The sequence below is a fragment of the Pseudomonas sp. GW821-FHT01A09 genome (assembly GCF_058986725.1).
The window spans coordinates 1-21233 of record NZ_JBYSWB010000013.1 but is presented as its reverse complement, the minus strand read 5'-3'; the positions used below and the strand labels follow the sequence as shown (position 1 = coordinate 21233).

Here is a 21233-nt window from a genome sequence, read left to right as displayed (position 1 = left end):
GACGGTCTCAGTTCAAAGCGGACGTCGCAACGACATGACGGGGCAGGGTGACGCGGATTCGGGTGCCGCGCTGGTTTTTTTCATCTGCCGGGCTGTCGATGGTGATCTGTCCATAATGCTCTTCAACGATGGAATAGACCAGAGCGAGCCCCAGTCCTGTCCCTTCACCCGGGTCCTTGGTGGTGAAGAACGGTTCGAACAGTCGGTCCATGATGTTCTTGGGAATGCCGGTACCTTCATCTTCCACGATCAGGTCGACGGTGTGTTCATTGACCTCGCTCTTGACCCGCACCGCGCTGCCCGGGGGCGAAGCGTCGCGGGCGTTGGACAGCAGGTTGATGAGTACCTGAGCGAGGCGTTGCGGATCGCCGTCGACCCAGTGATCCGGGTCGCACAGGTTGTAGAACTGTACTTCGAAGTTTCTGCGGTTCAGCGCCAGCAGGCCGATGGCGTCCTGCGCCACGTCGGCGAGGCTTACCGGCTCGTCGCTGCGCTGGTGGCTGCCGGCATGGGCGAAGCTCATCAGCGATTGCACGATGCGTGACACACGCTTGGTCTGCTCGATGATCTGACTGCTCAGCTCGGTGATCTCGCCGTCTTCCTCGCGCTCTTCGCGCAGGTTCTGCGCCAGGCAGGCGATGCCGGTGATCGGGTTGCCGATCTCATGGGCGACGCCCGCAGCCAGGCGACCGATGCTGGCGAGACGTTCGGAGTGCACCAGTTTGTCTTCGAGCATTTGCGTGTCGGTCAGGTCCTCGACCAGCAACACCAGGCCGCTGTTGCCGGGGGCCAAGGGCTCGTCGATGGCCGCCTTGTGCAGATTGAGCCAGCGGGTCTGGCCATCCAGGGCCAGGCGCTGTTTGTGCAAGTGTTCGTCGGGCAGATTGATGAAGCCCGTCAACAGCGCGCGCCATGGCTCGCCGATGGTCATCAGGCGCGAGCCTACCACCCGCTGCGCCGGTATGCCGGTCAGTTCTTCCATGGCCTTGTTCCACATCAGGATCTCCTGATCCTTGGCCAGCGAGCAGACGCCCATGGGCAGTTCCTGCAGGGTTTGCCGGTGATAGCGGCGCAGGGCGTCGAGTTCGGCGGCCAGGCCGGTAAGGCGCGAGTGGTAGTCCTCGAGGCGGCTTTCGATGAAGTGAATGTCCTCGGTCACGTAGTTTTCGCTGCCGGACTTATACGGCAGGAAGGTTTCGACCATGTCCTGAGCGACGCTGGGGCCCATCAGCCCGGACAGGTTGGCCTCGATGCGGTCACGCAGGCGGCGCAGGGCATAGGGGCGGCGCTCGTCGAACGGCAGATAAAGATCGCGCAGGGCCTGCTCGACCTCTTTCTGCGCCGCCTTGGCGCCCAGCGGCTTGGCCAGTTGCGTGGCGAACTCCTGTGGCGAGGCGGCGTGCAGTTCGCGCCGTTGCGGGCGGCGCACGTTGTCCACCGCACAGGCTTCGGCGGCGCTGGCCTCCTCGGTGCTGATGCTGGTGAACAGCGACACCAAGGTGAACATCAGCACATTGGCGGCCAGGGACGCGATGGCTGCCATGTGCCAGCTGGTGTCGTCGAGCACGTAGATCATGTTCAGCAGCGGAATGTAGAAGCCCTGCAGGTCGCCGATCAGCGGCAGCAGCATGGTCGCCGCCCATACCAGCATGCCTGCCAGCAGGCCGGCGATGAAGCCGCGGCGGTTGGCGGTCGGCCAGTACAGCACCGACAGCACGCCGGGGAGGAATTGCAAGGTAGCGACGAAGGCGACGATGCCCAGGTGCGCCAGATCCTGCCGGGCGCCGAGCAATAGATAGAAGCCATAGCCGGCCATGATGATGGCGACGATCAGTGCGCGGCGGGTCCATTTCAGCCAACGGTAGATATTGCCCTCGGCGGGGGGCTGATACAGCGGCAGCACCAGGTGATTGAGCGCCATGCCCGACAGCGCCAGGGTGGTGACGATGATCAATCCACTGGAGGCCGACAGCCCGCCGATATAGGCCAGCAGCGTCAAGGCCGTGCTGTTGGCGGCGATACCGATGCCGAGGGTGAAGTATTCCGGGCTGGTGGTGGCGCCCAGGCGCAGCCCGGCCCAGAGGATCAGCGGCACGGCCAGGCTCATCAGCAGCAACAGCAGGGGCAGGCCCCAGCTAGCACTGACCAGTGCCCGCGGGTTGAGGTTTTCGGTAAAGGCCATGTGGTACATGTGCGGCATGACGATCGCCGAGGCGAAGAACACCAGCAACAAGGTGCGCCACGGGCCTTCCTGCAACGGCGCATGCAAAGAGGCGAGGGCGCTCTGGTTCTGCATCAGCCATTGTTCGAGGTCGTGAGGGCCGTCGAACACGCCATATAGCGCGTAGATGCCGACGCCGCCCAGGGCGATCAGCTTGATCACCGACTCGAAGGCGATGGCGAACACCAGACCTTCATGTTTCTCCCGGGTGGCGATGTGCCGCGAGCCGAAGAAGATCGTGAACAGGGTGATCAGCGCGCAAAAGCTCAAGGCCACTCGCGCCTTGATCGGCTCCTGGGTGAGGATGCCGATGGTGTCCGCCACGGCCTGTATCTGCAACGCCAGCAACGGCAGCACGCCGATCAGCATGAACATCGTGGTCATCGCGCCGGCCCAGGTGCTGCGAAAGCGGAAGGCGAACAGGTCGGCCAGCGAGGACAGCTGGTAGGTGCGGGTGATCTTGAGGATCGGGTACAGCAACACCGGCGCCAGCAGGAAGGCCCCCGACACCCCCATGTAACAGGCCAGAAAGCCATAACCGTACTGGTACGCCAGGCCGACCGTGCCATAGAACGCCCAGGCGCTGGCGTAGACGCCAAGCGAGAGGGTGTAGGTGAGCGGGTGACGGGTGATCGAGCGCGGGATCATGCCGCGCTCGCTGATCCAGGCCACGCAGAACAGCACCAGCAGGTAGGCGGCACTGATCAGGATCATCTGGGTCAGGCTAAAGCTCATCGGCATCTCGTTGGCTCTGCAGGATAAAGGTCACCACGATCAGGATCAGCCACAGCAGGTAGGGCCTGTACCAGGCGCCCGAGGGCTCGATCCACCAATCCATGATGGCGGGGGAGAACAGGTAGATGCCGACTACCAGAAGCAGGACCAAACGGTAGATATACATGCTGGCCTCTTTGAATGGATCTGTGGGGTCGGTTTCAGTGTATCGGCTGCGACAAAAAGAAGCGGGATGGTACGCGAAAGCCAGCACTGTTGCCGCTCCTGTAGCTAGGGGGCTTGTCCCCGAAATGATTTCCGTCAGCACTTGGTCTGCAGGCTTGCAGATTTTCGGGGGCGAGCCCCCTCGCTACAGGAGTTCGGCTTCGGGAAGGGTGGCTGTCTTCGGGATTTTCGTGGCATCCCAGTGTGCGATGGCCCAGGCAAGCATCTCGGCGGGGGCAGCGCCGTTGAGTTCGTGGGGCGGCGGCTGACCCAGAGCGCGCAAGGCGCGGAGCAGCAACGGTCCGGCTTCATCGGCCTGCAGTGGTGGCGAACGGTAGCTCTTGCCCAGCTTGTGCCCGTCCGGTTGGATGATCAGCGGCACATGCAGGTAGCGCGGTTGCGCCAGCCCCAGCAACTCCTGCAGATACAGATGGCGCGGCGTCGAGTCGAGCAGGTCGGCGCCGCGCACGATATCGGTGACACCCTGCCAGGCATCATCCAGCACCACCGCCAGTTGATAGGCGTACAGGCCATCACGGCGCTGGATCACGAAATCGCCGGATTCGCGCCCCAGATGCTGCTCGAAGCGGCCCTGCACGCGGTCATCGAAGCTGTAGCTCAGTTCCGGCACGCGCAGGCGAATGGCGGCGTCTTGCGGGGCGTGCCCGGCATCGCGACACAGTCCCGGATAGACGCCGCCATAGCCTTCCAGCTGTTTGCGCGAGCAGGTACAGGCGTAGGCCAGGCCCTGGTTGAACAGGCGTTGCACGACTTCGCGGTAGGCGTCGTGGCGCTGGCTTTGATAGACCACCTCGCCATCCCATTCCAGGCCGTACTGCTCCAGGGTCTGCAGTATCGCCGCTTGCGCGCCGGGGACTTCGCGCGGTGGATCGAGGTCTTCCATGCGTAGCAGCCAGCGGCCATTCACGGCGCGGGCGTCGAGGTAGGAGGCAAGGGCAGCGACCAGCGAACCGAAGTGCAGGTATCCACTGGGGGTCGGCGCAAAGCGGCCGGTATAGGGGGGCTTGGTCATGGCGGGAATATTACAGCAAGCCGATTGCGGCCGGGTGGACCCCGGCGGCAGGGCGGTGGAGCGTGAGCACGCTCCACGTCGCACAGGTCATTTGCCGACCTGTTTTTCCTTGATTTCAGCCAAGGTCTTGCAGTCGACGCACATGTCGGCAGTCGGGCGAGCTTCCAGACGGCGTACGCCGATCTCGATGCCGCAGGACTCACACCAGCCGTATTCTTCGTCTTCGATCAACTGCAGGGTCTTGTCGATCTTCTTGATCAACTTGCGTTCGCGGTCGCGCGCGCGCAGTTCGAGGCTGAACTCTTCTTCCTGGCTGGCGCGATCGGCCGGGTCAGGGAAGTTGGCCGCTTCGTCTTTCATGTGATCTACAGTACGGTCGACTTCCTGCATCAAGTCCTGTTTCCATTTCTGGAGGATCTTGGTGAAGTGCTTGCGCATCGGCTCGCCCATGTACTCCTCATCCTTCGTCTGGACGTAGGGTGCGAAGCCACTGATAACGTTGGTGCTCTGCTGCTTTTCATTGGTGGACATGAATAAACCGCCTCTCGCTCTTCAACCGTTGCGCAGGATAATGATCCATCTCCGACACCTGCCGGCCCTGCGACTGCAAGCCGGCGAACTTACCAGATCAAATCGGGGCGCGCTACTCCCGGTTGTCGAGCCTGACGCAGCCTTTGTCCGGGCGCTTAGGTAGAATCACCGGTTTACACCTCTTCGGGGAACGCCGCATGTCCCAAGCCTACAGTGCGCGCAGTCGCGCGATCGAACCCTTCCATGTCATGGCGCTACTGGCGCGGGCCAATGAATTGCAGTCTGCCGGCCATGATGTGATCCATCTCGAAATCGGCGAGCCGGACTTCACCACCGCCGAGCCGATCGTCAAGGCCGGGCAGGCCGCGTTGGCCGCTGGCGAAACCCGCTACACCGCGGCGCGCGGATTGCCGGCGCTGCGGGAGGCCATTGCCGGCTTCTATGGGCAGCGTTACGGCGTGCAGGTCGACCCCGGGCGCATTCTGGTCACGCCCGGTGGCTCGGGTGCGTTGCTGTTGGCCAGCAGCTTGCTGGTCGACCCCGGCAAGCACTGGTTGCTGGCCGATCCGGGTTATCCCTGCAACCGGCACTTCCTGCGTCTGGTCGAAGCCAGTGCGCACCTGGTGCCAGTCGGCCCGGCCGAGCGCTATCAACTGACTGCTGACCACGTTGCCGAGCACTGGACTGCCGACACCGTAGGCGCGCTGGTGGCATCGCCGGCCAACCCCACCGGCACGCTGTTGAGCCGGGACGAACTGGCCCGCCTGAGCGCCGCGATCAAGGCGCGCCAAGGGCATCTGGTGGTAGACGAGATCTATCACGGCCTCACCTACGGTTGCGACGCCAGCAGCGTACTGGAAATCGATAACGACGCCTTTGTGCTCAACAGCTTTTCCAAGTATTTCGGCATGACCGGCTGGCGCCTGGGCTGGCTGGTGGCGCCCGAAGCAGCGGTGCCCCATCTCGAGCGTCTTGCGCAGAACCTCTACATCAGCGCCCCGAGCATGGCCCAGCATGCTGCGCTGGCCTGCTTCGAGCCGGATACCCAGGCGATCTTCGAAGCGCGCCGCGCCGAGTTCGCCAAGCGCCGCGACTATCTGTTGCCGGCGCTGCGCGAGCTGGGCTTCTCGATTGCGGTAGAGCCTGAAGGGGCGTTCTATCTGTACGCCGATATCAGCGCCTTTGGCGGCGATGCCTTCAGCTTCTGCCGGCACTTCCTCGAAACCGAGCATGTCGCCATTACCCCGGGGCTGGACTTCGGTCGCCATCTGGCCGGCCATCACGTGCGCTTCGCCTATACCCAAAGCCTGCCGCGCCTGCAGCAGGCGGTCGAGCGGATCGCCCGTGGCTTGCGGAGCTGGCAAGGCTGATGGAATTCTCTCCTCTGTTGCAACAAGGACGGCTGATCCGTCGCTACAAGCGTTTTCTCGCCGACATCGAGCTGGCCAGCGGCGAGGTGATCACCATTCACTGCCCCAACACCGGCTCGATGCTCAATTGCATGCTCGAGGGCGGGGGCGTGTGGTTCAGTCGCTCCGACGACCCCAAGCGCAAGCTGCCAGGCACCTGGGAAATCGCCGAAACGCCCCAGGGTCGTCTGGCCTGCGTCAACACCGGGCGGGCCAACGCTCTGGTGGAGGAAGCTTTGCGCGCTGGGCGTATCGAAGAACTGGCGGGGTTCACCGAGCTGCGCCGCGAAGTGCCCTACGGGGAGGAGCGCAGCCGTATCGATTTTCGCCTGCAGTTCGGCGAGGGCCCGGCCTATGTCGAGGTAAAGAGCGTGACGCTGGGCTTCGACGGCACCGCGACTGCGGCATTTCCGGATGCGGTGACCCAGCGCGGCGCCAAGCATCTGCGGGAACTGGCCAGCCTGCGCCGCCAGGGGATACGTGCGGTGCAGCTGTATTGCGTCAATCTGAGCGGGGTCGAGGCGGTCAGGCCGGCGCAGGAGATCGATGCGCGTTATGCCGAGGCGCTGCGTGCGGCGGTCGCGGAAGGGGTGGAGGTGCTGGCCTATGGGGTGCACATCGACACCGGCCAGATCTATATCGATCGGCGCCTGCCGGTGCTGCTCGGCTGAGGCGTACGCAGCAGCCAGACGCCTTGCGCGTCTTCGCGGCAGGGCAGGGCTTGCAGAGATTCTCCGGCGCAGGGGCCGGATACGCATTCGCCATTTTCGATCAGGAACAGCGCGCCATGGCGAGCGCATTGGATCAGGCTGGCGCTGCTGTCGAGAAACTGATCCGGTTGCCATTCCAGGCGAATGCCACGGTGTGGGCATTGATTGCGGTAGGCGTAGACCTGGCCTTCGCGGCGCACGGCCAGCAGGGCCACGCCATTGACTTCGAAGCCGCGGCTGTGGGCTTCAGGGAGGTCGTTTGATGGGCAGAGCAGATGCATGGTCGGCTTCCAGATGAGGTAGATGCTGCTGGCCCCTTCGCGGGCAAGCCCGGCTCCTACAGGGTTACGACGTTGGCACTGCATTCACTGTGGGAGCAGAGCTTGCTCGCGAAGAGGCCGGCAGCAGCACCGCAGGACCTGGGCGTGGCGCGCATTATCGCAGGCAAAAAAAGACCCCGCAAAAATGCGGGGTCAAAAACCGTGATTAGCCTGATGAGGAGATATCTGAAAGTCCGAACCAAGGGCCTTCCAGTTATCGGCTGATCTCGCGACCAGTTGTGATAATCATAACGATTCTCATTTCTAAGTCAACGGTTCTTTTTCATTTCTTTTCGATGGTGTCGCAAGCGGTACCGGTGAGCTGCCTGTTCAGCGAGTCGATACGTCGCGCCATGCTCTCGATCAGGCTGTGGGCAATGCGCGGATTGCTCTGGGCCAGGCTGAGGAATTGGTCCTTGGGGATCATCATCAGGGTGCAAGGCTCGCTGGCGACAACCGTGGCGCTGCGCTTCTCACCAGTGAACACCGCCATGGCACCGAAGATTTCGTCCTTGAGCACATCGCCGACTTTCTGCCCATCGACGAAGGCCTCGGCCTTGCCGTCGATGATGATGAACACGTGATCGGCCTCGTCGCCCTGCTGAAGCAGTGTGTCGCCGGCGGCCACATGCTTGAAGCCGTTGGTGCTGCGAAACTCGGGTTGCTTGAGGCGGGTGATGGCATCGCACAGCAGCGCCGACTGACCGGTGAGGTACTCGATCAGCAACTCCTGGCCGTTGCGGCTTGCCTGCAAGTGCTCGAAGACTTCGCTGCGCCGGAAGGGCGTCAAGGTCAGTGGGCCATCGCTGGCATAGCCGCACTGCAGCGCCTGAGCATCCTGGCGCAGGCCGATGAGGTCGCCTTCCTGCAGGTAGAACAGCTTGCGCTCGTTGAACTGCACGTGCAGCAGGCCATCGTTGATCAGGTAGAGGTTGGCGTTATCGAGAAAAGGGCCCAGGTCGGCGACCTGCTCGAACGTCAGCGACGCGCCCGCAGGGGCCAGGCCCTTCAACAGCTCAGGTGGAATGGTCTGAAGCCGATTGACCCATGCGTCGGCATAGGCCGGTTGCTCCCCAAGTAGATACATGTTCACGAATCTCTATGACTGCGGGTGCCAGAGAACGAACGACGGATGCGCGCGAGTCTCAGTTCTTCTGGCGTGACGATATAGCTTCCAGCTGTTTATTCAAGGCCTCTTTGCGCTCGCTGGGGATATCGTTCCAGTGCAGGTCCATGAGCGCACCCTCGATGGCGTAGAGCAGCACCTTGGAGGCGCGGAAACCGCGTACCTTGACCGCGCGATAGGCGTCTACCGCACCCCGGCGGCGCAGATCCGACGCACTGTGAATGCCAACGGCGTGCAGCCATTGCGCCGAGGTCTTGCCAAGATTGCGTAAATGTTGGAGCTCGTCGTTCATCCAGCCTCCTTGCAGTGCTTGAACCCTTGTCAGGGTTCGCTGACTCGGTCAATTCTGAAGGGGAGTGTAGCGCCAGTTGCGACATTCGCAGGTTCCGGCAACTCGGCGACGGGCCGTGGGGCCCATCGTGCAACTGACCGCCAACGCAAGCGGGCGTTTTTCAGCGGGTGCGGTAACGCAGGCGCGTACCGAAGTTGACTGACATGAGGATCTCGTCCGCGCTCAGCTCCGCCGGGAAGTAGGCTCCGGAAATCTGCGCGTGAGACAGGCTCGCGCCTTCGAGGCCGGAGTTGCGCAGGTCGAGCCCGCGCAGGTCGGCAGCGCGGAAGTAGGCGTCGGTGAAATTGATGCCTTCGGCGTCCAGCTCGCGCAGATCGAGGCCGCGGAAGTCACCGCCAGTGAAGTCGATGTGATCGTGCTTGAGTTTTTCCTGGTTGAAACCCTGGATGTTTTCGTGGTGCACCAGGGCATACAGGGATGATTCTAGCTGCTTGGGCTTGGACATGACTGCGCTCCTTCACTACGGCGGTGTTGGTATTATGGCGCCAGTATACTGCCATCATCGAGCGCCGTGAAACATTCCGCATCACGGCGCCTACCGTTGGTCAGAGTCCAGGCAAGCGGTCACGGATCTGCCGCACCAACTTGTCGAGGCTGTCGCTCTCATTGGTTTCGACCCGTTTGCTCAGCAGAGTTTCCTCGGCCGTCAGGGGTTCGCGGTTGGCCAGTTGCGCCTGAATCACTTCGAGAGTGGCGTCGGACGGATCGTTGTTCTCGCTCTGGCGTTGTTGCAGCCAGCTGGCGATGACCGCCTCCGGTGCGTTGCAGTCCAGGATCAAGTAAGGCACACCGCGAGTTTCGGCAATATTGGCCGCGGCTTGACGCTGTTCGTGCTTGAGGTAGGTCGCATCGATGGTCACCGGGAAGCCGGCGGCGAGGATGCTGTCGGCCAGTTGATGCAGGCGCGCGTATGTGGCGACGCTGGCATCGGCGTTGTAGATGCCGCTTTGCAGGACCTTGTCGGCATCTGGTTGCTGCTCGCCGAACAGACGCTTGCGTTCGACGTCCGAGCGCAGGCGCACGGCGCCCAGGGCTTCGACGGTGCGCATGGCGACATGGCTCTTGCCGACGGCCGAGACGCCGCTGGTGATGGCCAGGAAGCGCGAAGGGATGGTGCTGTAGCTTTCTGCCAGGTCGGCATAGCGACGGTATTGGCGCAAGCCGTTGGCGCGGGCCAGGCCCTCGGCGCCCTGGGGCATGCTGAACAGCGCTACCTTGGCGCGCACCATGGCGCGATAGGCTTTGTAGAAATTCAGTACGTGCAGGCCTTGGTAGTCGCCGGCCAGCTCCAGATACTGGCTGACGAAACGCCGCGCCAGGCTCTTGAGGCCACGGTCCTCGAGGTCCATGGCGAGGAAGCCGGTGTCGCCCCAGACATCGGTAAAGCGAAACGGCTCGTTGAATTCGATGCAGTCGAAAATCACCACCTTGGCGTCAATGACGGTGGCGTTGCCCAAGTGGATGTCGCCGTGACACTCGCGGATGAACCCTTGGGCCTTGCGCTCGGCCAGCAGTGGCTTGAGCCGATCGAAACTGGTGCGCGCCCAATCCTGCAGGGCATCGAGTTGCTGCAGGTCGGCCTTGTCGGTCAGGAACGGACGGATCTGGTCGAAGTTCTGCTGCACCGGCTCCATCACCGCTTCCGGCGTGCCTTGGTGGTGGTCCTGTGGCACGTGCGGGGCATTCAGGTGAAAGTGTGCGATCTGCGTGGCCAGGGCATCGATGTGCTCCTGGTGCAGTTCGCCGTTGGCCTGCAGGGTGCTGAGCAGGCCGTCCTGAGGGAACTGGCGCATCTTCAGAGCGTATTCGATGACCGGGCCTTCGCCATTGAGCTGGGGCGCTTCGGCGCTGCCGGTAATGGGCAGCACTTCCAGGTACAGACCTTCGGTCAGGCGCTGGTTGAGGCGCAGTTCTTCAGCGCAAAAGTGCTCGCGCTTGGCCAGGTCGGTGAAATCCAGGAAGCCGAAGTTCATCGGCTTCTTGATCTTGTAGGCGTAGTCGCCGGTCAGCAGGACCCAGGAAATATGGGTCTCGATCAGCTGGATATCCTTGACCGGATGAGGGTAAAGGGCAGGATTTTGCAGTGCGGTGATGAGCGCTTGGGTCACGGACGATCCTTCTCGAGGCAAGTGATTCTTGGGGTGCATTATGGCGGCTTGCAGCAATGCTGCAAACCGCTGGCGGGCGCCTGTTGATGCGCCTGCAAAGTGCGTATAATCCGCCGCCATGACTCGTACCCGATCCCCTCGTTCCCGCTCCAAAAAAACCTCTGGTGGACTGCGTCCCTGGCTTGGCTGGGCTCTCAAGCTCGGGCTCGTCGGCCTCGTGGTGCTGGCAGGCTTTGCCGTCTACCTCGACGCGATCGTCCAGGAGAAGTTTTCCGGCAAGCGCTGGACCATCCCGGCCAAGGTCTACGCCCGGCCGCTGGAGCTGTTCGTGGGGCAGAAGCTCACCGAAAAAGACTTCCTCACCGAACTCGATGCCTTGGGTTATCGCCGCCAGTCGGCGGTCACCGGGCCCGGCGAAGCGGCGGTCAACGGTACTACCGTGGCGCTGAACACTCGCGGCTTTCAGTTTTATGAAGGCCTGGAGCAGGCGCGCCCGGTGCGCGTGCGCTTCAGTGGCGACTATGTCGCCGAGCTGAGCGGCAATGGCGGCGACAAGCTGCCGGTGGTGCGCCTCGAGCCCCTGCTGATCGGCGGCCTGTACCCGAAAAACCTCGAAGACCGCATCCTCATCAAGCTCGATCAGGCGCCCCCCTACCTGCTCGATACCCTGACCACGGTCGAGGACCGCGACTTCTATCACCACTTCGGTATCTCGCCGAAGGGCATAGTGCGGGCGATGTGGATCAACACCTCGTCCGGCTCGATGCGCCAGGGCGGCAGTACGCTGACGCAACAGTTGGTCAAGAACTTCTTCCTGACCAACGAGCGCAGCCTCACCCGCAAGCTCGAAGAAGCGATGATGTCGGTGCTGCTGGAGGTCCATTACAGTAAGCGCGAGATCCTCGAGGCCTATCTCAACGAGGTGTTCATCGGCCAGGACGGTCAGCGCGCGGTGCACGGTTTCGGCCTGGCGAGTCAGTTCTTCTTCAGCCAGCCGCTGTCGGAGCTCAAGCTGCATCAGGTGGCGTTGCTGGTAGGCATGGTCAAGGGGCCGTCCTATTACAACCCGCGGCGTTATCCCGATCGCGCCCTGGAACGCCGCAACCTGGTACTCGACCTGCTGCAACAGCAAGGCGTCGCCACCCCCGAAGCCGTTGCCGCCGCCAAGGCCATGCCGCTGGGGGTAACCACCCGCGGCAGCCTGGCGGACAGCTCGTTCCCGGCCTTCCTCGACCTGGTCAAGCGCCAACTGCGTGAAGACTACCGCGACGAAGACTTGACCGAAGAAGGCCTGCGCATCTTCACCAGTTTCGACCCGATCCTGCAGATGAAGGCCGAAGCCTCGGTTACCGATACCTTCAAGCGCTTCAGCGGCCGCAAAGGCTCCGATGCGCTGGAAACCAGCATGGTCGTCACCAACCCGGAAAGCGGCGAAGTGCAAGCGCTGGTAGGCAGTCGCGTGCCCGGTTTCGCCGGTTTCAACCGCGCGCTGGATGCGGTGCGGCCGATCGGCTCGCTGGTCAAGCCGTCGATCTACCTGACCGCGCTCGAGAAGCCGAGCCAGTACACCCTGACCACCTGGATCAAGGATGAACCCTTCCAGGTCAAAGGCGCCGATGGGCAAATCTGGAAGCCGCAGAACTACGAGAAAACCGCGAACGGCACGATCTTCCTGTATCAGGGCCTGGCGCACTCGCTCAACCTGTCGAGCGCGCGTCTGGGCCTCGATCTGGGCGTACCAAACGTGTTCAAGACCATCGGCAGGCTGGGCGTCGATGTCGACTGGCCGGCCTATCCGTCGATGCTGCTGGGCGCCGGTGGCATGTCGCCGATGCAGGTGGCGACCATGTACCAGACCATCGCCAACGGCGGTTTCAATACGCCGATGCGCGGCATCCGCAGCGTGCTCACCGCCGAGGGGCAACCGCTCAAGCGTTACCCGTTCAAGATCGAGCAGCGTTTCGATGCCGGCTCCATCTACCTGATCCAGGCGGCGATGCAGCGAGTCATGCGCGAAGGTACCGGGCGCTCGGTGTACAACGTACTGCCCAAGAACCTCACCCTGGCGGGCAAGACCGGTACCAGTAACGATTCCCGTGACGCCTGGTTCGCCGGCTTCAGCCAGGACTTGCTGGCGGTGGTGTGGATGGGGCGCGACGACAACGGCAAGACGCCATTTACCGGTGCCACCGGGCCGTTGCAGGTATGGACCAGTTTCATGAGCAAGGCCGATCCGCTGCCGCTGGACACACCAGTGCCCGACAACGTTGTGCAAACCTGGATCAACGCCCAGACCGGGCAAGGCTCGGCCGAAGGCTGCCCTGGGGCCGTACAGATGCCGTATATTCGCGGCAGTGAACCCGCCCCAGGCACCGCCTGTGGCGCCAGCCCTGACAATCCCGCCGGCTCGGTGATGGATTGGGTCAAGGGCTGGCTGAATTAAGTGACGAGGAGCTAACGTGAACAAGTGGTGGTTTCCTGCTGTAACGGCGCTGGCCCTGCTCAATGGCTGCGCCAGCGTGCAGCACGGTTCGATCCCGGTGGTGGATTCCGGGTCTGCCGTGTCCAACAACGAGCGGGTCTCGGCCAATCGCCAGACCACCTATCGCGCCCCGGTCGCGCAGCCGCAGACCCAGGCTGCGCCACAGGATTCCGGCGTGGTGGTGATGGTGCCGGGCGCCAACGGCTCCGGCAGCTTCGCCGCGCCCAGCAGTGCACCGATCACGCCGGGTGCCTATAACGCGCCGATTACCCCCGGGCCTTCGAGTGCGCCTATCACCCCCGGTGCCTACGTGGCGCCGAGCCCGACGCCGGCTGCATCAGGCAGCAACTACGCTAGTGCGCCGTCCACCAGCTATTCGATGCCCACGGCGCCTAGCGGCATTCCTAAGAGCAGCGGCGGGTTGTCGGCTGACGAGCAGCTCGATGGCCCGGTGCTGTCGTTGCTGACCACCGCCCAGCAGCAGCAAGGCAGTGGCGACCTCAACGGCGCCTCGTCGAGCCTGGAGCGTGCCCAGCGCATCGCCCCACGCGAGCCGCAAGTGCTGTATCGCCTGGCCCAGGTGCGCCTGGCTCAGGGCGAGCCGGCTCAGGCCGAAGAGTTCGCTCGCCGTGCGCTGACCTACGCCAACGGCCGCCCGGATCTGCAAAGCGGTCTGTGGAGCGTGATCGCCCAGGCCAAGGATCGTCAGGGTGACAGCGCCGGTGCCGCGCTGGCCCGTCAGAAAGCCAGCGGAGGGGCATGATGGATTCGCGCTTGCCGGCGTTGGCCGATCATCTGCTGCTCATCGAACGTGAGTTGCGTTTGCAGGGCTGGTGGGGCGAGGAGCCTCCCAGCGCGCAGGCGCTGGCGAGTCAGGAGCCGTTCTGTGTCGATACGCTGGAGTTCGAGCAGTGGCTGCAGTGGATTTTCCTGCCGCGCATGAAACACATCATCGAGCAAGACCTGCCTTTGCCCAATGCTTCAGGAATCCTGGCGATGTCGGAAATGGTCTATGCCAGCCGCGCGCAGCAAAGCCGTGGCCTGAATGTATTGTTGGCGGAATTTGACGAGCTGATTACCCAGGTGCGCTGAGCAGGGGAGAGGGCGTTACTGGCAGGAATCGGCGATGCTGGCCTTGATCTCGGTGATCTTGGCCTGACGCTCTTCCTCCGTGAGGCGGCGCAGTTCGCCATCTACCTCCTGGCGCACGCGCGGGTTGTTGGTGAGCTGCGCCAGGTTGGTCCGGGCCTGGTCGCAGAATTCATCGGTACGTTGTTGGGCTTCGCTCACTTCCTGCCGGACCTTGGCGTCAGCGGCCTTTTGTTTGTCGTCGGTGCCTGCGGGCGCGCCGTCTTTGGGCACGGCGGTGGGCGCTGGGGGCGTTTTGGTCTCGATCGGCGTGGAGTTTTGTCCTGCCGGCGGCTGTGCATCGAAGTGCGTTACGCCTTGGGCATCGACCCATTTGTAGATCTGCCCCGCCAGCGCCGACGTGCTCAGCAACAACAACAGGCTGACTTTGATGATCATCGCGCGCATGGTGACTCCTCGGAAAACGATATTGATGAAAATTACCACAGCTTCGGGCTTTTTTACTGAATTCTTGTGGCCGTTGAGGCGATTGCCAGCAAGAAATCTCACAGATCACTTGACTTGGGCTGGATGAATCCGAACAATCCCAAGTCCGCTGTGACGGGACTGCCAGAAGCAGACCCGCCCGGCAGATCATGAGGCGCACACCCGCGCCGACCTGTAACACCCGCAACGCGTTACCTCGCGCTGGGTGGGAAAGCCCCGCAACATCTGGGGCACCCAATACTTGCTCAGTCAGTGCTGACGTAGTCGGCGACCACCGTCGCTCATGCTCTGCTAGGCAGTAAACCTATAAAGACCCGCTCTGCCTGAGCGGTATTCTGGCGTTTAGAGGTGACAACGTGGAGCTTTTATCTGGCGGTGAGATGATCGTCCGCTTTTTGCGTGACGAAGGGGTCAAACACATCTACGGGTACCCCGGTGGTGCTCTCCTGCACGTATACGATGCCTTGTTCAAAGAGCCGGAAGTGTCCCACATCCTGGTTCGTCACGAACAAGCGGCCACGCACATGGCCGACGGCTACGCCCGTGCGACCGGCAAGGCTGGCGTCGTGCTGGTGACTTCCGGCCCTGGCGCGACTAACGCGATTACCGGTATTGCCACGGCCTACATGGACTCCATCCCGATGGTGATCCTGTCCGGCCAGGTGGCCAGCACCCTCGTCGGCACCGATGCCTTCCAGGAAACCGACATGATCGGTATATCCCGGCCGATCGTGAAACACAGCTTCATGATCAAGCACGCCTCGGAAATTCCCGAAGTACTGAAAAAAGCCTTCTATCTGGCGCAGTCCGGCCGTCCGGGCCCGGTGGTCGTCGATATTCCGAAAGACATGACCAACCCGGCCGAGAAGTTCGAATACGTCTTTCCGAAAAAAGCCAAGCTGCGCTCCTACACCCCTGCGGTCCGTGGCCACTCCGGCCAGATCCGCAAGGCGGCAGAAATGCTCGTCGCTGCCAAACGTCCGGTGATCTATGCCGGTGGTGGCGTGATTCTGGGCAACGGTTCCGAATCGCTGACCGAGCTGGCGCAGTGGCTCAACGCACCGGTGACCAACACCTTGATGGGTCTGGGCGCCTATCCGGGCATGGATCGCCAGTTCGTCGGCATGCTCGGCATGCACGGCAGCTACACCGCCAACCTGGCCATGCACCACGCTGACGTGATCCTGGCCGTGGGTGCGCGCTTCGATGACCGCGTCATCAACGGCGCCGCCAAGTTCTGCCCGAACGCCAAGATCATCCATATCGATATCGACCCGGCGTCCATCTCCAAGACCATCAAGGCCGACGTGCCGATCGTCGGGCCGGTGGACAGCGTCCTCAGCGAAATGGTCGCGACCTTGAAGGAAATCGGCGAGAAGCCGAACAAGGACGCAGTCGCCGCCTGGTGGAAGCAGGTCGAGGAATGGCGTCCGGACGGCACTCTGTTCCCGTACAACAAGGGTGACGGCAGCAAGATCAAGCCTCAGCAAGTGATCGAGACCCTGTGCGAAGTGACCAAGGGCGATGCCTATGTCAGCTCCGACGTGGGCCAGCACCAGATGTTCGCCGCGCAGTACTACAAGTTCAACAAGCCTAACCGCTGGATCAACTCCGGCGGCCTGGGCACCATGGGCTTCGGTTTCCCTGCGGCCATGGGCGTCAAGCTGAGCTTCCCGGATGCCGACGTCGCCTGCGTGACCGGCGAAGGCAGCATCCAGATGAACATCCAGGAGCTGTCGACCTGCCTGCAGTACGACCTGCCGGTCAAGATCATCCTGCTCAACAACGGCGTGCTGGGCATGGTCCGTCAGTGGCAGGACATGAGCTACGGCGCGCGTCACTCCCACTCCTACATGGAATCGCTGCCTGACTTCGTCAAGCTGGTCGAGGCCTACGGGCATGTCGGCATGCGCATCACCGACCTGAAAGACCTCAAGCCGATGATGGAAGAAGCCTTCGCCATGAAGGATCGCCTGGTGTTCCTCGACATTCAGGTAGACGTCGCCGAGCACGTCTATCCGATGCAGATCAAGGACGGCTCCATGCGCGACATGTGGCTCAGCAAGACGGAGCGGACTTAATCATGCGTCATATCATTTCGCTTTTGCTGGAGAACGAACCGGGCGCGCTGTCGCGTGTGATCGGGCTGTTTTCCCAACGCAACTACAACATCGAAAGCCTGACGGTAGCACCGACCGAAGACTCGACCTTGTCGCGCCTGACGTTGACTACCGTGGGGCATGATGAAGTGATCGAACAGATCACGAAAAACCTCAACAAGTTGATCGAGGTGGTCAAACTGGTCGACCTGTCGGAAAGCGCCCATATCGAGCGCGAGCTGATGCTGGTCAAGGTGAAGGCTACTGGCGCCCAACGCGCCGAGATCAAGCGCACCACCGACATCTATCGGGGGCAGATCGTTGACGTCAGCGCTAGCGTTTACACCGTTCAGCTGACAGGTACCAGCGACAAGCTGGACAGCTTCATCCAGGCTATCGGCACAGCAGCGATCCTCGAGACCGTTCGCAGTGGCGTCACCGGCATTGCCCGTGGCGACAAAGTACTCAGCATCTAAACCAATTCAGTGAATGGCCTGCGGGCCAGATAACAGGGGACCACCATGAAAGTTTTCTACGACAAAGACTGCGACCTTTCCATCATCCAGGGCAAGAAAGTCGCCATCATCGGTTACGGTTCGCAAGGCCATGCGCAGGCGTGCAACCTGAAAGACTCCGGTGTCGACGTTACCGTCGGTCTGCGTAAAGGTTCGGCTACCGTTGCCAAGGCAGAAGCCCACGGCCTGAAAGTCACCGACGTGGCTACTGCCGTCGCTGCTGCCGACCTGGTCATGATCCTGACGCCGGACGAGTTCCAGTCTCAGCTGTACAAGAACGAAATCGAGCCGAACATCAAGAAGGGCGCCACCCTGGCCTTCTCCCACGGTTTCGCTATCCACTACAACCAGGTCGTGCCGCGCGCCGACCTGGACGTGATCATGATCGCGCCAAAAGCGCCAGGTCACACCGTACGTACCGAGTTCGTCAAAGGCGGCGGTATCCCTGACCTGATCGCTATCTACCAGGATGCTTCGGGCAACGCCAAGAACGTTGCACTGTCCTACGCTTCGGGCGTGGGCGGCGGCCGTACCGGCATCATCGAGACCACCTTCAAGGACGAGACCGAAACCGACCTGTTCGGCGAACAGGCCGTGCTGTGCGGCGGTACTGTCGAGCTGGTCAAGGCCGGTTTCGAAGTGCTGGTAGAAGCTGGCTACGCGCCAGAAATGGCCTACTTCGAGTGCTTGCACGAGCTGAAGCTGATCGTCGACCTCATGTACGAAGGCGGTATTGCCAACATGAACTACTCGATCTCCAACAACGCCGAATACGGCGAGTACGTGACCGGCCCTGAAGTCATCAACGCCGAATCCCGTCAGGCCATGCGCAATGCTCTGAAGCGCATCCAGGACGGCGAGTACGCCAAGATGTTCATCGCTGAAGGTGCTGCCAACTACCCGTCGATGACGGCCAAGCGTCGTAACAACGCTGCCCATGGTATCGAAATCATCGGTGAGCAACTGCGCTCGATGATGCCTTGGATCGGTGCCAACAAGATCGTCGACAAAGCCAAGAACTGATTCACTTTGTCACGATGAAAACGCGGCCTCGGCCGCGTTTTTTCGTTATGGTGCTCAGCTTCTGGTATAAAGCGGCATCGTCTGCAAGCGAACCCTCGTGGCAGACGTCTGTCGAAACTTTTCACACCGTTGCAAGGTATTTTGTCCATGAGCGAACGTCCCGAAGAGCCGAACAAGGCCTCCGACGCCGAAAGTCTTCTACCGATCGACGAGCATGTCGAGGAAGGTCACGATGCCGAGGGACGCAAAGTCCGGCACCGCGGCATCTACCTGCTGCCCAATCTGTTCACCACGGCGAACCTGTTTGCCGGCTTCTACTCGATCATCAACTCCATCAGTGCGCAAAGTGCCCTGAGTGCGGGGGACGGATCCGAGGCGGCCAAGTATTTCTCCTTTGCCGCGATCGCCATCTTCGTCGCCATGCTGCTCGACGGCCTGGACGGCCGTGTGGCACGCATGACCAATACCCAAAGTGCCTTCGGCGCCGAATACGATTCGCTGGCCGACATGGTCGCCTTCGGCCTGGCACCGGCGATCCTGGCGTTCGGCTGGGCACTGGCCGACATGGGCAAGGTCGGCTGGATGGTCGCCTTCATCTATGTAGCCGGCGCTGCGTTGCGCCTGGCGCGCTTCAACACCCAGGTAGGCAAGGCCGACAAGCGCTTCTTCATTGGCCTGGCCAGCCCGGCGGCGGCGGGTGTGGTGGCCGGTACGGTCTGGGCATTCAGTGACTATGGCATCCAGGGTTCGAAGATGTCGTTCCTGGTGGCGTTGCTGGTAGCGGCCGCGGGCATGCTGATGGTCAGCAACATCAAGTACAACAGCTTCAAGGAGCTGGACCTCAAGGGTCGCGTGCCGTTCGTGGCGATCCTGGCGGTGGTGCTGGTGTTCGCCGTGGTGTTCAGCGATCCGCCGCGAGTGCTGTTGTTGATTTTCCTGGCGTACGCAGCCTCCGGCCCGATTCAATTCCTGTTACGCAAAAGCCGTCACAAAAAGGCCTGATGTGGTCCAATAGTCCGCATAATCCGTAGTCTGTTGGTGATCCCAAAAGACTACGGAGTTTCTATGCTTATCAAGCTCGCCAAGGCCAGCGACTGCCACGAGTCGCACGTCACTCCCGAATCCTTCTATCTTTCGCGCCGCGCCTTGTTGGGCAGCTCCGTCGCCGGTCTGGCGATGGCCAGCCTGCCGCGTTGGGCGAATGCCGCCGATCCCTCTGTTTATGCTGATGTAGACGCCAGCAAGGCACCCGCCTGGCTGACCGAACAGATCGCCCATACGCAGTGGCAGGCGATGACCGTGCAGGGTGAGGCCATCACCCCATTCAAGGACGCCACCCACTACAACAACTTCTATGAGTTCGGTACCGACAAGGGCGATCCGGCGGATAACGCCGGCACCTTGAAGACCGAGCCTTGGTCGGTGGTCATCGATGGCGAGGTGGGCAAGCCCGGGCGCTATGCGCTGGAGGATTTCATCAAGCCTTACCAGCTGCAGGAGCGCATCTATCGCCTGCGGTGCGTAGAGGCCTGGTCGATGGTCATCCCATGGATCGGTTTTCCGATCGCCGATCTGCTCAAGCAGGTCGAGCCTACCAGCAAGGCCAAGTACATTCGTTTCGAGACCCTGAAAGACCCGCAGAGCATGCCGGGGCAGCGGTCTAGCTTCGCCCTGATCGACTGGCCCTATGTAGAAGGCCTGCGCCTGGACGAAGCGATGAATCCGCTGGCGATTCTGGCAGTCGGCATGTACGGGCGCGAACTGGCCAATCAGAACGGCGCGCCCCTGCGGTTGGTAGTGCCGTGGAAGTACGGGTTCAAGAGCGTGAAGTCTATCGTGCGCATCAGTCTGGTGAGCGAGCAGCCCGCCACCACTTGGCAAGGACTGGCGCCCAGCGAATATGGCTTCTATGCCAACGTCAATCCCAAGGTCGATCATCCTCGCTGGACCCAGGCGCGGGAGCGTCGGCTGCCCAGTGGGTTGTTTAGCCCCAATGTGCGCGAGACGCAGATGTTCAATGGCTATGAAGAGCAGGTGGCGTCGTTGTATGCCGGGATGGATCTGAGGAAGAATTATTGATGCGATACCTGTGGTGGCGCGTGAGCGTCTTTATCGTGATTGCGGTGTGGCCTTTTTACTGGGTGTATCAGGCGCAGCTGTTGGCCTTGGGTCCGGATCCGGGCAAGGTGCTGCTCAATCGATTTGGTCTGGGCGTGCTGGTGCTGCTGTTGGTGACGCTGTCGTTGACGCCGCTGCAGCGGATGACGGCGTGGCCGGGATGGTTCCTGGTACGCAGGCAGTTGGGGTTGTGGAGCCTGACCTATGCGTTGCTTCACTTGGCGACTTATCTAGTGTTCGTGCTTGGGCTGGATTGGGGGCAGTTGGGCGTGGAGCTCGTCGACCGTCCTTACATTATTGTGGGCGCCATCGCATTGCTGGGATTGTTGACCTTGTCGGTGACGTCCAATCGCTTCAGTCAGCGACGACTTGGCGGGAAGTGGAAGAAGCTGCACCGTCTGGTGTATGTGATTCTCGGTTTGGGGTTGCTGCACTTTCTGTGGGTGGTGCGTTCGGACCTTAAGGAATGGGCGATTTACGCGTCCATAGGGGTGGTGCTGTTGCTGATACGGATACCGCCCGTAATGCGGCGAATCCCCAGGTTTATGGGCAATAGAATTAATTCTGCAACAAAGGTGCGGAACAGGGGTTGACTCGGGTTTGAATCTCTCTATAATTCGCCCCACTTCCGGCGCAGTCGGAACTTGAAACTCCTTGTTAATCAACGAGTTA

The 21233-nt window shown here is 61.8% G+C and carries 21 protein-coding genes; 11 read left to right on the top strand and 10 right to left on the bottom strand.

What is annotated here, in order from left to right; translation table 11 throughout:
• Positions 1-7: 7 nt before the first annotated feature.
• The 4 genes from AC3WJP_RS16075 to dksA all read right to left on the bottom strand — a co-directional run bounded on the left by AC3WJP_RS16075 (position 8) and on the right by dksA (position 4724).
• Entirely contained in the window at positions 8-2962 is a 2955-nt protein-coding gene (locus AC3WJP_RS16075; protein WP_493722758.1) for a sensor histidine kinase, read from the bottom strand.
• Entirely contained in the window at positions 2946-3122 is a 177-nt protein-coding gene (locus AC3WJP_RS16070; protein WP_226507069.1) for a hypothetical protein, read from the bottom strand. The genes AC3WJP_RS16075 and AC3WJP_RS16070 overlap by 17 nt, the downstream gene beginning before the upstream one ends.
• Positions 3123-3305: 183 nt before the next feature.
• Positions 3306-4193, bottom strand: a complete 888-nt coding sequence (gene gluQRS / locus AC3WJP_RS16065; RefSeq protein WP_493722757.1) for a tRNA glutamyl-Q(34) synthetase GluQRS — start codon at positions 4191-4193, stop codon at positions 3306-3308.
• An 87-nt stretch (positions 4194-4280) separates the two neighbouring features.
• Positions 4281-4724, bottom strand: coding sequence for an RNA polymerase-binding protein DksA (gene dksA / locus AC3WJP_RS16060; protein WP_493722756.1), 444 nt, complete (start codon positions 4722-4724; stop codon positions 4281-4283).
• A gap of 197 nt (positions 4725-4921) precedes the next feature.
• Here dksA and AC3WJP_RS16055 point away from each other — a divergent pair, with 197 nt between their 5' ends.
• Together AC3WJP_RS16055 and sfsA are read left to right on the top strand one after the other, a co-directional pair.
• Complete coding sequence (locus AC3WJP_RS16055) at positions 4922-6094, top strand: pyridoxal phosphate-dependent aminotransferase (protein WP_493722755.1); 1173 nt, start codon at positions 4922-4924, stop codon at positions 6092-6094.
• The gene (gene sfsA / locus AC3WJP_RS16050; protein ID WP_493722754.1) at positions 6094-6804 is read left to right on the top strand and encodes a DNA/RNA nuclease SfsA; all 711 of its coding nucleotides are present in this window, start codon (positions 6094-6096) and stop codon (positions 6802-6804) included. The genes AC3WJP_RS16055 and sfsA overlap by 1 nt, the downstream gene beginning before the upstream one ends.
• Here the strand turns inward: sfsA and AC3WJP_RS16045 are convergent.
• The 5 genes from AC3WJP_RS16045 to AC3WJP_RS16025 all read right to left on the bottom strand — a co-directional run bounded on the left by AC3WJP_RS16045 (position 6768) and on the right by AC3WJP_RS16025 (position 10749).
• Positions 6768-7124, bottom strand: a complete 357-nt coding sequence (locus AC3WJP_RS16045) for a Rieske (2Fe-2S) protein (protein WP_493722753.1) — start codon at positions 7122-7124, stop codon at positions 6768-6770. The two genes, sfsA and AC3WJP_RS16045, sit on opposite strands and share 37 nt — an antisense overlap.
• 322 nt (positions 7125-7446) lie before the next feature.
• Positions 7447-8250 carry a Crp/Fnr family transcriptional regulator gene (locus tag AC3WJP_RS16040; RefSeq protein WP_493722752.1) on the bottom strand — a complete coding sequence of 268 codons (804 nt, stop codon included), beginning with the start codon at positions 8248-8250 and terminating at the stop codon, positions 7447-7449.
• Positions 8251-8308: 58 nt separating this feature from the next.
• On the bottom strand, positions 8309-8581 hold the full coding sequence (locus AC3WJP_RS16035) for a TfoX/Sxy family protein (RefSeq protein WP_493722751.1): 273 nt from the start codon (positions 8579-8581) through the stop codon (positions 8309-8311).
• 160 nt (positions 8582-8741) lie between these two features.
• Positions 8742-9086, bottom strand: a complete 345-nt coding sequence (locus tag AC3WJP_RS16030; protein WP_493722750.1) for a pentapeptide repeat-containing protein — start codon at positions 9084-9086, stop codon at positions 8742-8744.
• 100 nt (positions 9087-9186) lie between these two features.
• Complete coding sequence (locus AC3WJP_RS16025) at positions 9187-10749, bottom strand: bifunctional aminoglycoside phosphotransferase/ATP-binding protein (protein ID WP_493722749.1); 1563 nt, start codon at positions 10747-10749, stop codon at positions 9187-9189.
• Between the two features lie 118 nt (positions 10750-10867).
• On the opposite strand from AC3WJP_RS16025, the gene mrcB reads away from it, so the two are divergent.
• Genes mrcB through AC3WJP_RS16010 form a run of 3 tightly spaced genes read left to right on the top strand, consistent with a single transcriptional unit; the run spans position 10868 to position 14323 of the window.
• Positions 10868-13192 (top strand): penicillin-binding protein 1B, encoded by a 2325-nt coding sequence (gene mrcB, locus AC3WJP_RS16020; protein WP_493722748.1) that lies wholly within the window; start codon positions 10868-10870, stop codon positions 13190-13192.
• A 16-nt stretch (positions 13193-13208) separates the two neighbouring features.
• Positions 13209-13994 (top strand): tetratricopeptide repeat protein, encoded by a 786-nt coding sequence (locus tag AC3WJP_RS16015; RefSeq protein WP_493722747.1) that lies wholly within the window; start codon positions 13209-13211, stop codon positions 13992-13994.
• Entirely contained in the window at positions 13994-14323 is a 330-nt protein-coding gene (locus AC3WJP_RS16010) for a YqcC family protein (RefSeq protein ID WP_493722746.1), read from the top strand. Before AC3WJP_RS16015 ends, AC3WJP_RS16010 begins: the two co-directional genes overlap by 1 nt.
• A 15-nt stretch (positions 14324-14338) precedes the next feature.
• Here the strand turns inward: AC3WJP_RS16010 and AC3WJP_RS16005 are convergent, their stop codons facing one another.
• A complete protein-coding gene (locus AC3WJP_RS16005; protein ID WP_493722745.1) occupies positions 14339-14767 on the bottom strand; it encodes a DUF4124 domain-containing protein in 429 nt (142 codons plus the stop codon).
• 395 nt (positions 14768-15162) lie between these two features.
• On the opposite strand from AC3WJP_RS16005, the gene AC3WJP_RS16000 reads away from it, so the two are divergent.
• The 6 genes from AC3WJP_RS16000 to msrQ all read left to right on the top strand — a co-directional run bounded on the left by AC3WJP_RS16000 (position 15163) and on the right by msrQ (position 21154).
• Positions 15163-16887, top strand: coding sequence for an acetolactate synthase 3 large subunit (locus AC3WJP_RS16000; RefSeq protein WP_493722744.1), 1725 nt, complete (start codon positions 15163-15165; stop codon positions 16885-16887).
• Between the two features lie 2 nt (positions 16888-16889).
• Positions 16890-17381, top strand: coding sequence for an acetolactate synthase small subunit (ilvN, locus tag AC3WJP_RS15995; protein ID WP_493722743.1), 492 nt, complete (start codon positions 16890-16892; stop codon positions 17379-17381).
• A gap of 45 nt (positions 17382-17426) precedes the next feature.
• On the top strand, positions 17427-18443 hold the full coding sequence (ilvC, locus tag AC3WJP_RS15990) for a ketol-acid reductoisomerase (RefSeq protein ID WP_493722742.1): 1017 nt from the start codon (positions 17427-17429) through the stop codon (positions 18441-18443).
• A gap of 147 nt (positions 18444-18590) precedes the next feature.
• Entirely contained in the window at positions 18591-19445 is an 855-nt protein-coding gene (gene pssA / locus AC3WJP_RS15985; RefSeq protein WP_493722741.1) for a CDP-diacylglycerol--serine O-phosphatidyltransferase, read from the top strand.
• A gap of 63 nt (positions 19446-19508) precedes the next feature.
• Positions 19509-20522 carry a protein-methionine-sulfoxide reductase catalytic subunit MsrP gene (gene msrP / locus AC3WJP_RS15980; protein WP_493722740.1) on the top strand — a complete coding sequence of 338 codons (1014 nt, stop codon included), beginning with the start codon at positions 19509-19511 and terminating at the stop codon, positions 20520-20522.
• Entirely contained in the window at positions 20522-21154 is a 633-nt protein-coding gene (gene msrQ, locus AC3WJP_RS15975; RefSeq protein ID WP_493722739.1) for a protein-methionine-sulfoxide reductase heme-binding subunit MsrQ, read from the top strand. Before msrP ends, msrQ begins: the two co-directional genes overlap by 1 nt.
• Positions 21155-21233 lie beyond the last annotated feature (79 nt).

What these genes read in the sequence shown, in the direction of transcription:
- AC3WJP_RS16075 (WP_493722758.1), bottom strand. Translation starts at nt 2,962, where the DNA reads ATGCCGATGAGCTTTAGCCTGACCCAGATGATCCTGATCAGTGCCGCC.
- AC3WJP_RS16070 (WP_226507069.1), bottom strand. Translation starts at nt 3,122, where the DNA reads ATGTATATCTACCGTTTGGTCCTGCTTCTGGTAGTCGGCATCTACCTG.
- gluQRS (WP_493722757.1), bottom strand. Translation starts at nt 4,193, where the DNA reads ATGACCAAGCCCCCCTATACCGGCCGCTTTGCGCCGACCCCCAGTGGA.
- dksA (WP_493722756.1), bottom strand. Translation starts at nt 4,724, where the DNA reads ATGTCCACCAATGAAAAGCAGCAGAGCACCAACGTTATCAGTGGCTTC.
- AC3WJP_RS16055 (WP_493722755.1), top strand. Translation starts at nt 4,922, where the DNA reads ATGTCCCAAGCCTACAGTGCGCGCAGTCGCGCGATCGAACCCTTCCAT.
- sfsA (WP_493722754.1), top strand. Translation starts at nt 6,094, where the DNA reads ATGGAATTCTCTCCTCTGTTGCAACAAGGACGGCTGATCCGTCGCTAC.
- AC3WJP_RS16045 (WP_493722753.1), bottom strand. Translation starts at nt 7,124, where the DNA reads ATGCATCTGCTCTGCCCATCAAACGACCTCCCTGAAGCCCACAGCCGC.
- AC3WJP_RS16040 (WP_493722752.1), bottom strand. Translation starts at nt 8,250, where the DNA reads ATGTATCTACTTGGGGAGCAACCGGCCTATGCCGACGCATGGGTCAAT.
- AC3WJP_RS16035 (WP_493722751.1), bottom strand. Translation starts at nt 8,581, where the DNA reads ATGAACGACGAGCTCCAACATTTACGCAATCTTGGCAAGACCTCGGCG.
- AC3WJP_RS16030 (WP_493722750.1), bottom strand. Translation starts at nt 9,086, where the DNA reads ATGTCCAAGCCCAAGCAGCTAGAATCATCCCTGTATGCCCTGGTGCAC.
- mrcB (WP_493722748.1), top strand. Translation starts at nt 10,868, where the DNA reads ATGACTCGTACCCGATCCCCTCGTTCCCGCTCCAAAAAAACCTCTGGT.
- AC3WJP_RS16010 (WP_493722746.1), top strand. Translation starts at nt 13,994, where the DNA reads ATGGATTCGCGCTTGCCGGCGTTGGCCGATCATCTGCTGCTCATCGAA.
- AC3WJP_RS16005 (WP_493722745.1), bottom strand. Translation starts at nt 14,767, where the DNA reads ATGCGCGCGATGATCATCAAAGTCAGCCTGTTGTTGTTGCTGAGCACG.
- ilvN (WP_493722743.1), top strand. Translation starts at nt 16,890, where the DNA reads ATGCGTCATATCATTTCGCTTTTGCTGGAGAACGAACCGGGCGCGCTG.
- ilvC (WP_493722742.1), top strand. Translation starts at nt 17,427, where the DNA reads ATGAAAGTTTTCTACGACAAAGACTGCGACCTTTCCATCATCCAGGGC.
- pssA (WP_493722741.1), top strand. Translation starts at nt 18,591, where the DNA reads ATGAGCGAACGTCCCGAAGAGCCGAACAAGGCCTCCGACGCCGAAAGT.
- msrP (WP_493722740.1), top strand. Translation starts at nt 19,509, where the DNA reads ATGCTTATCAAGCTCGCCAAGGCCAGCGACTGCCACGAGTCGCACGTC.
- msrQ (WP_493722739.1), top strand. Translation starts at nt 20,522, where the DNA reads ATGCGATACCTGTGGTGGCGCGTGAGCGTCTTTATCGTGATTGCGGTG.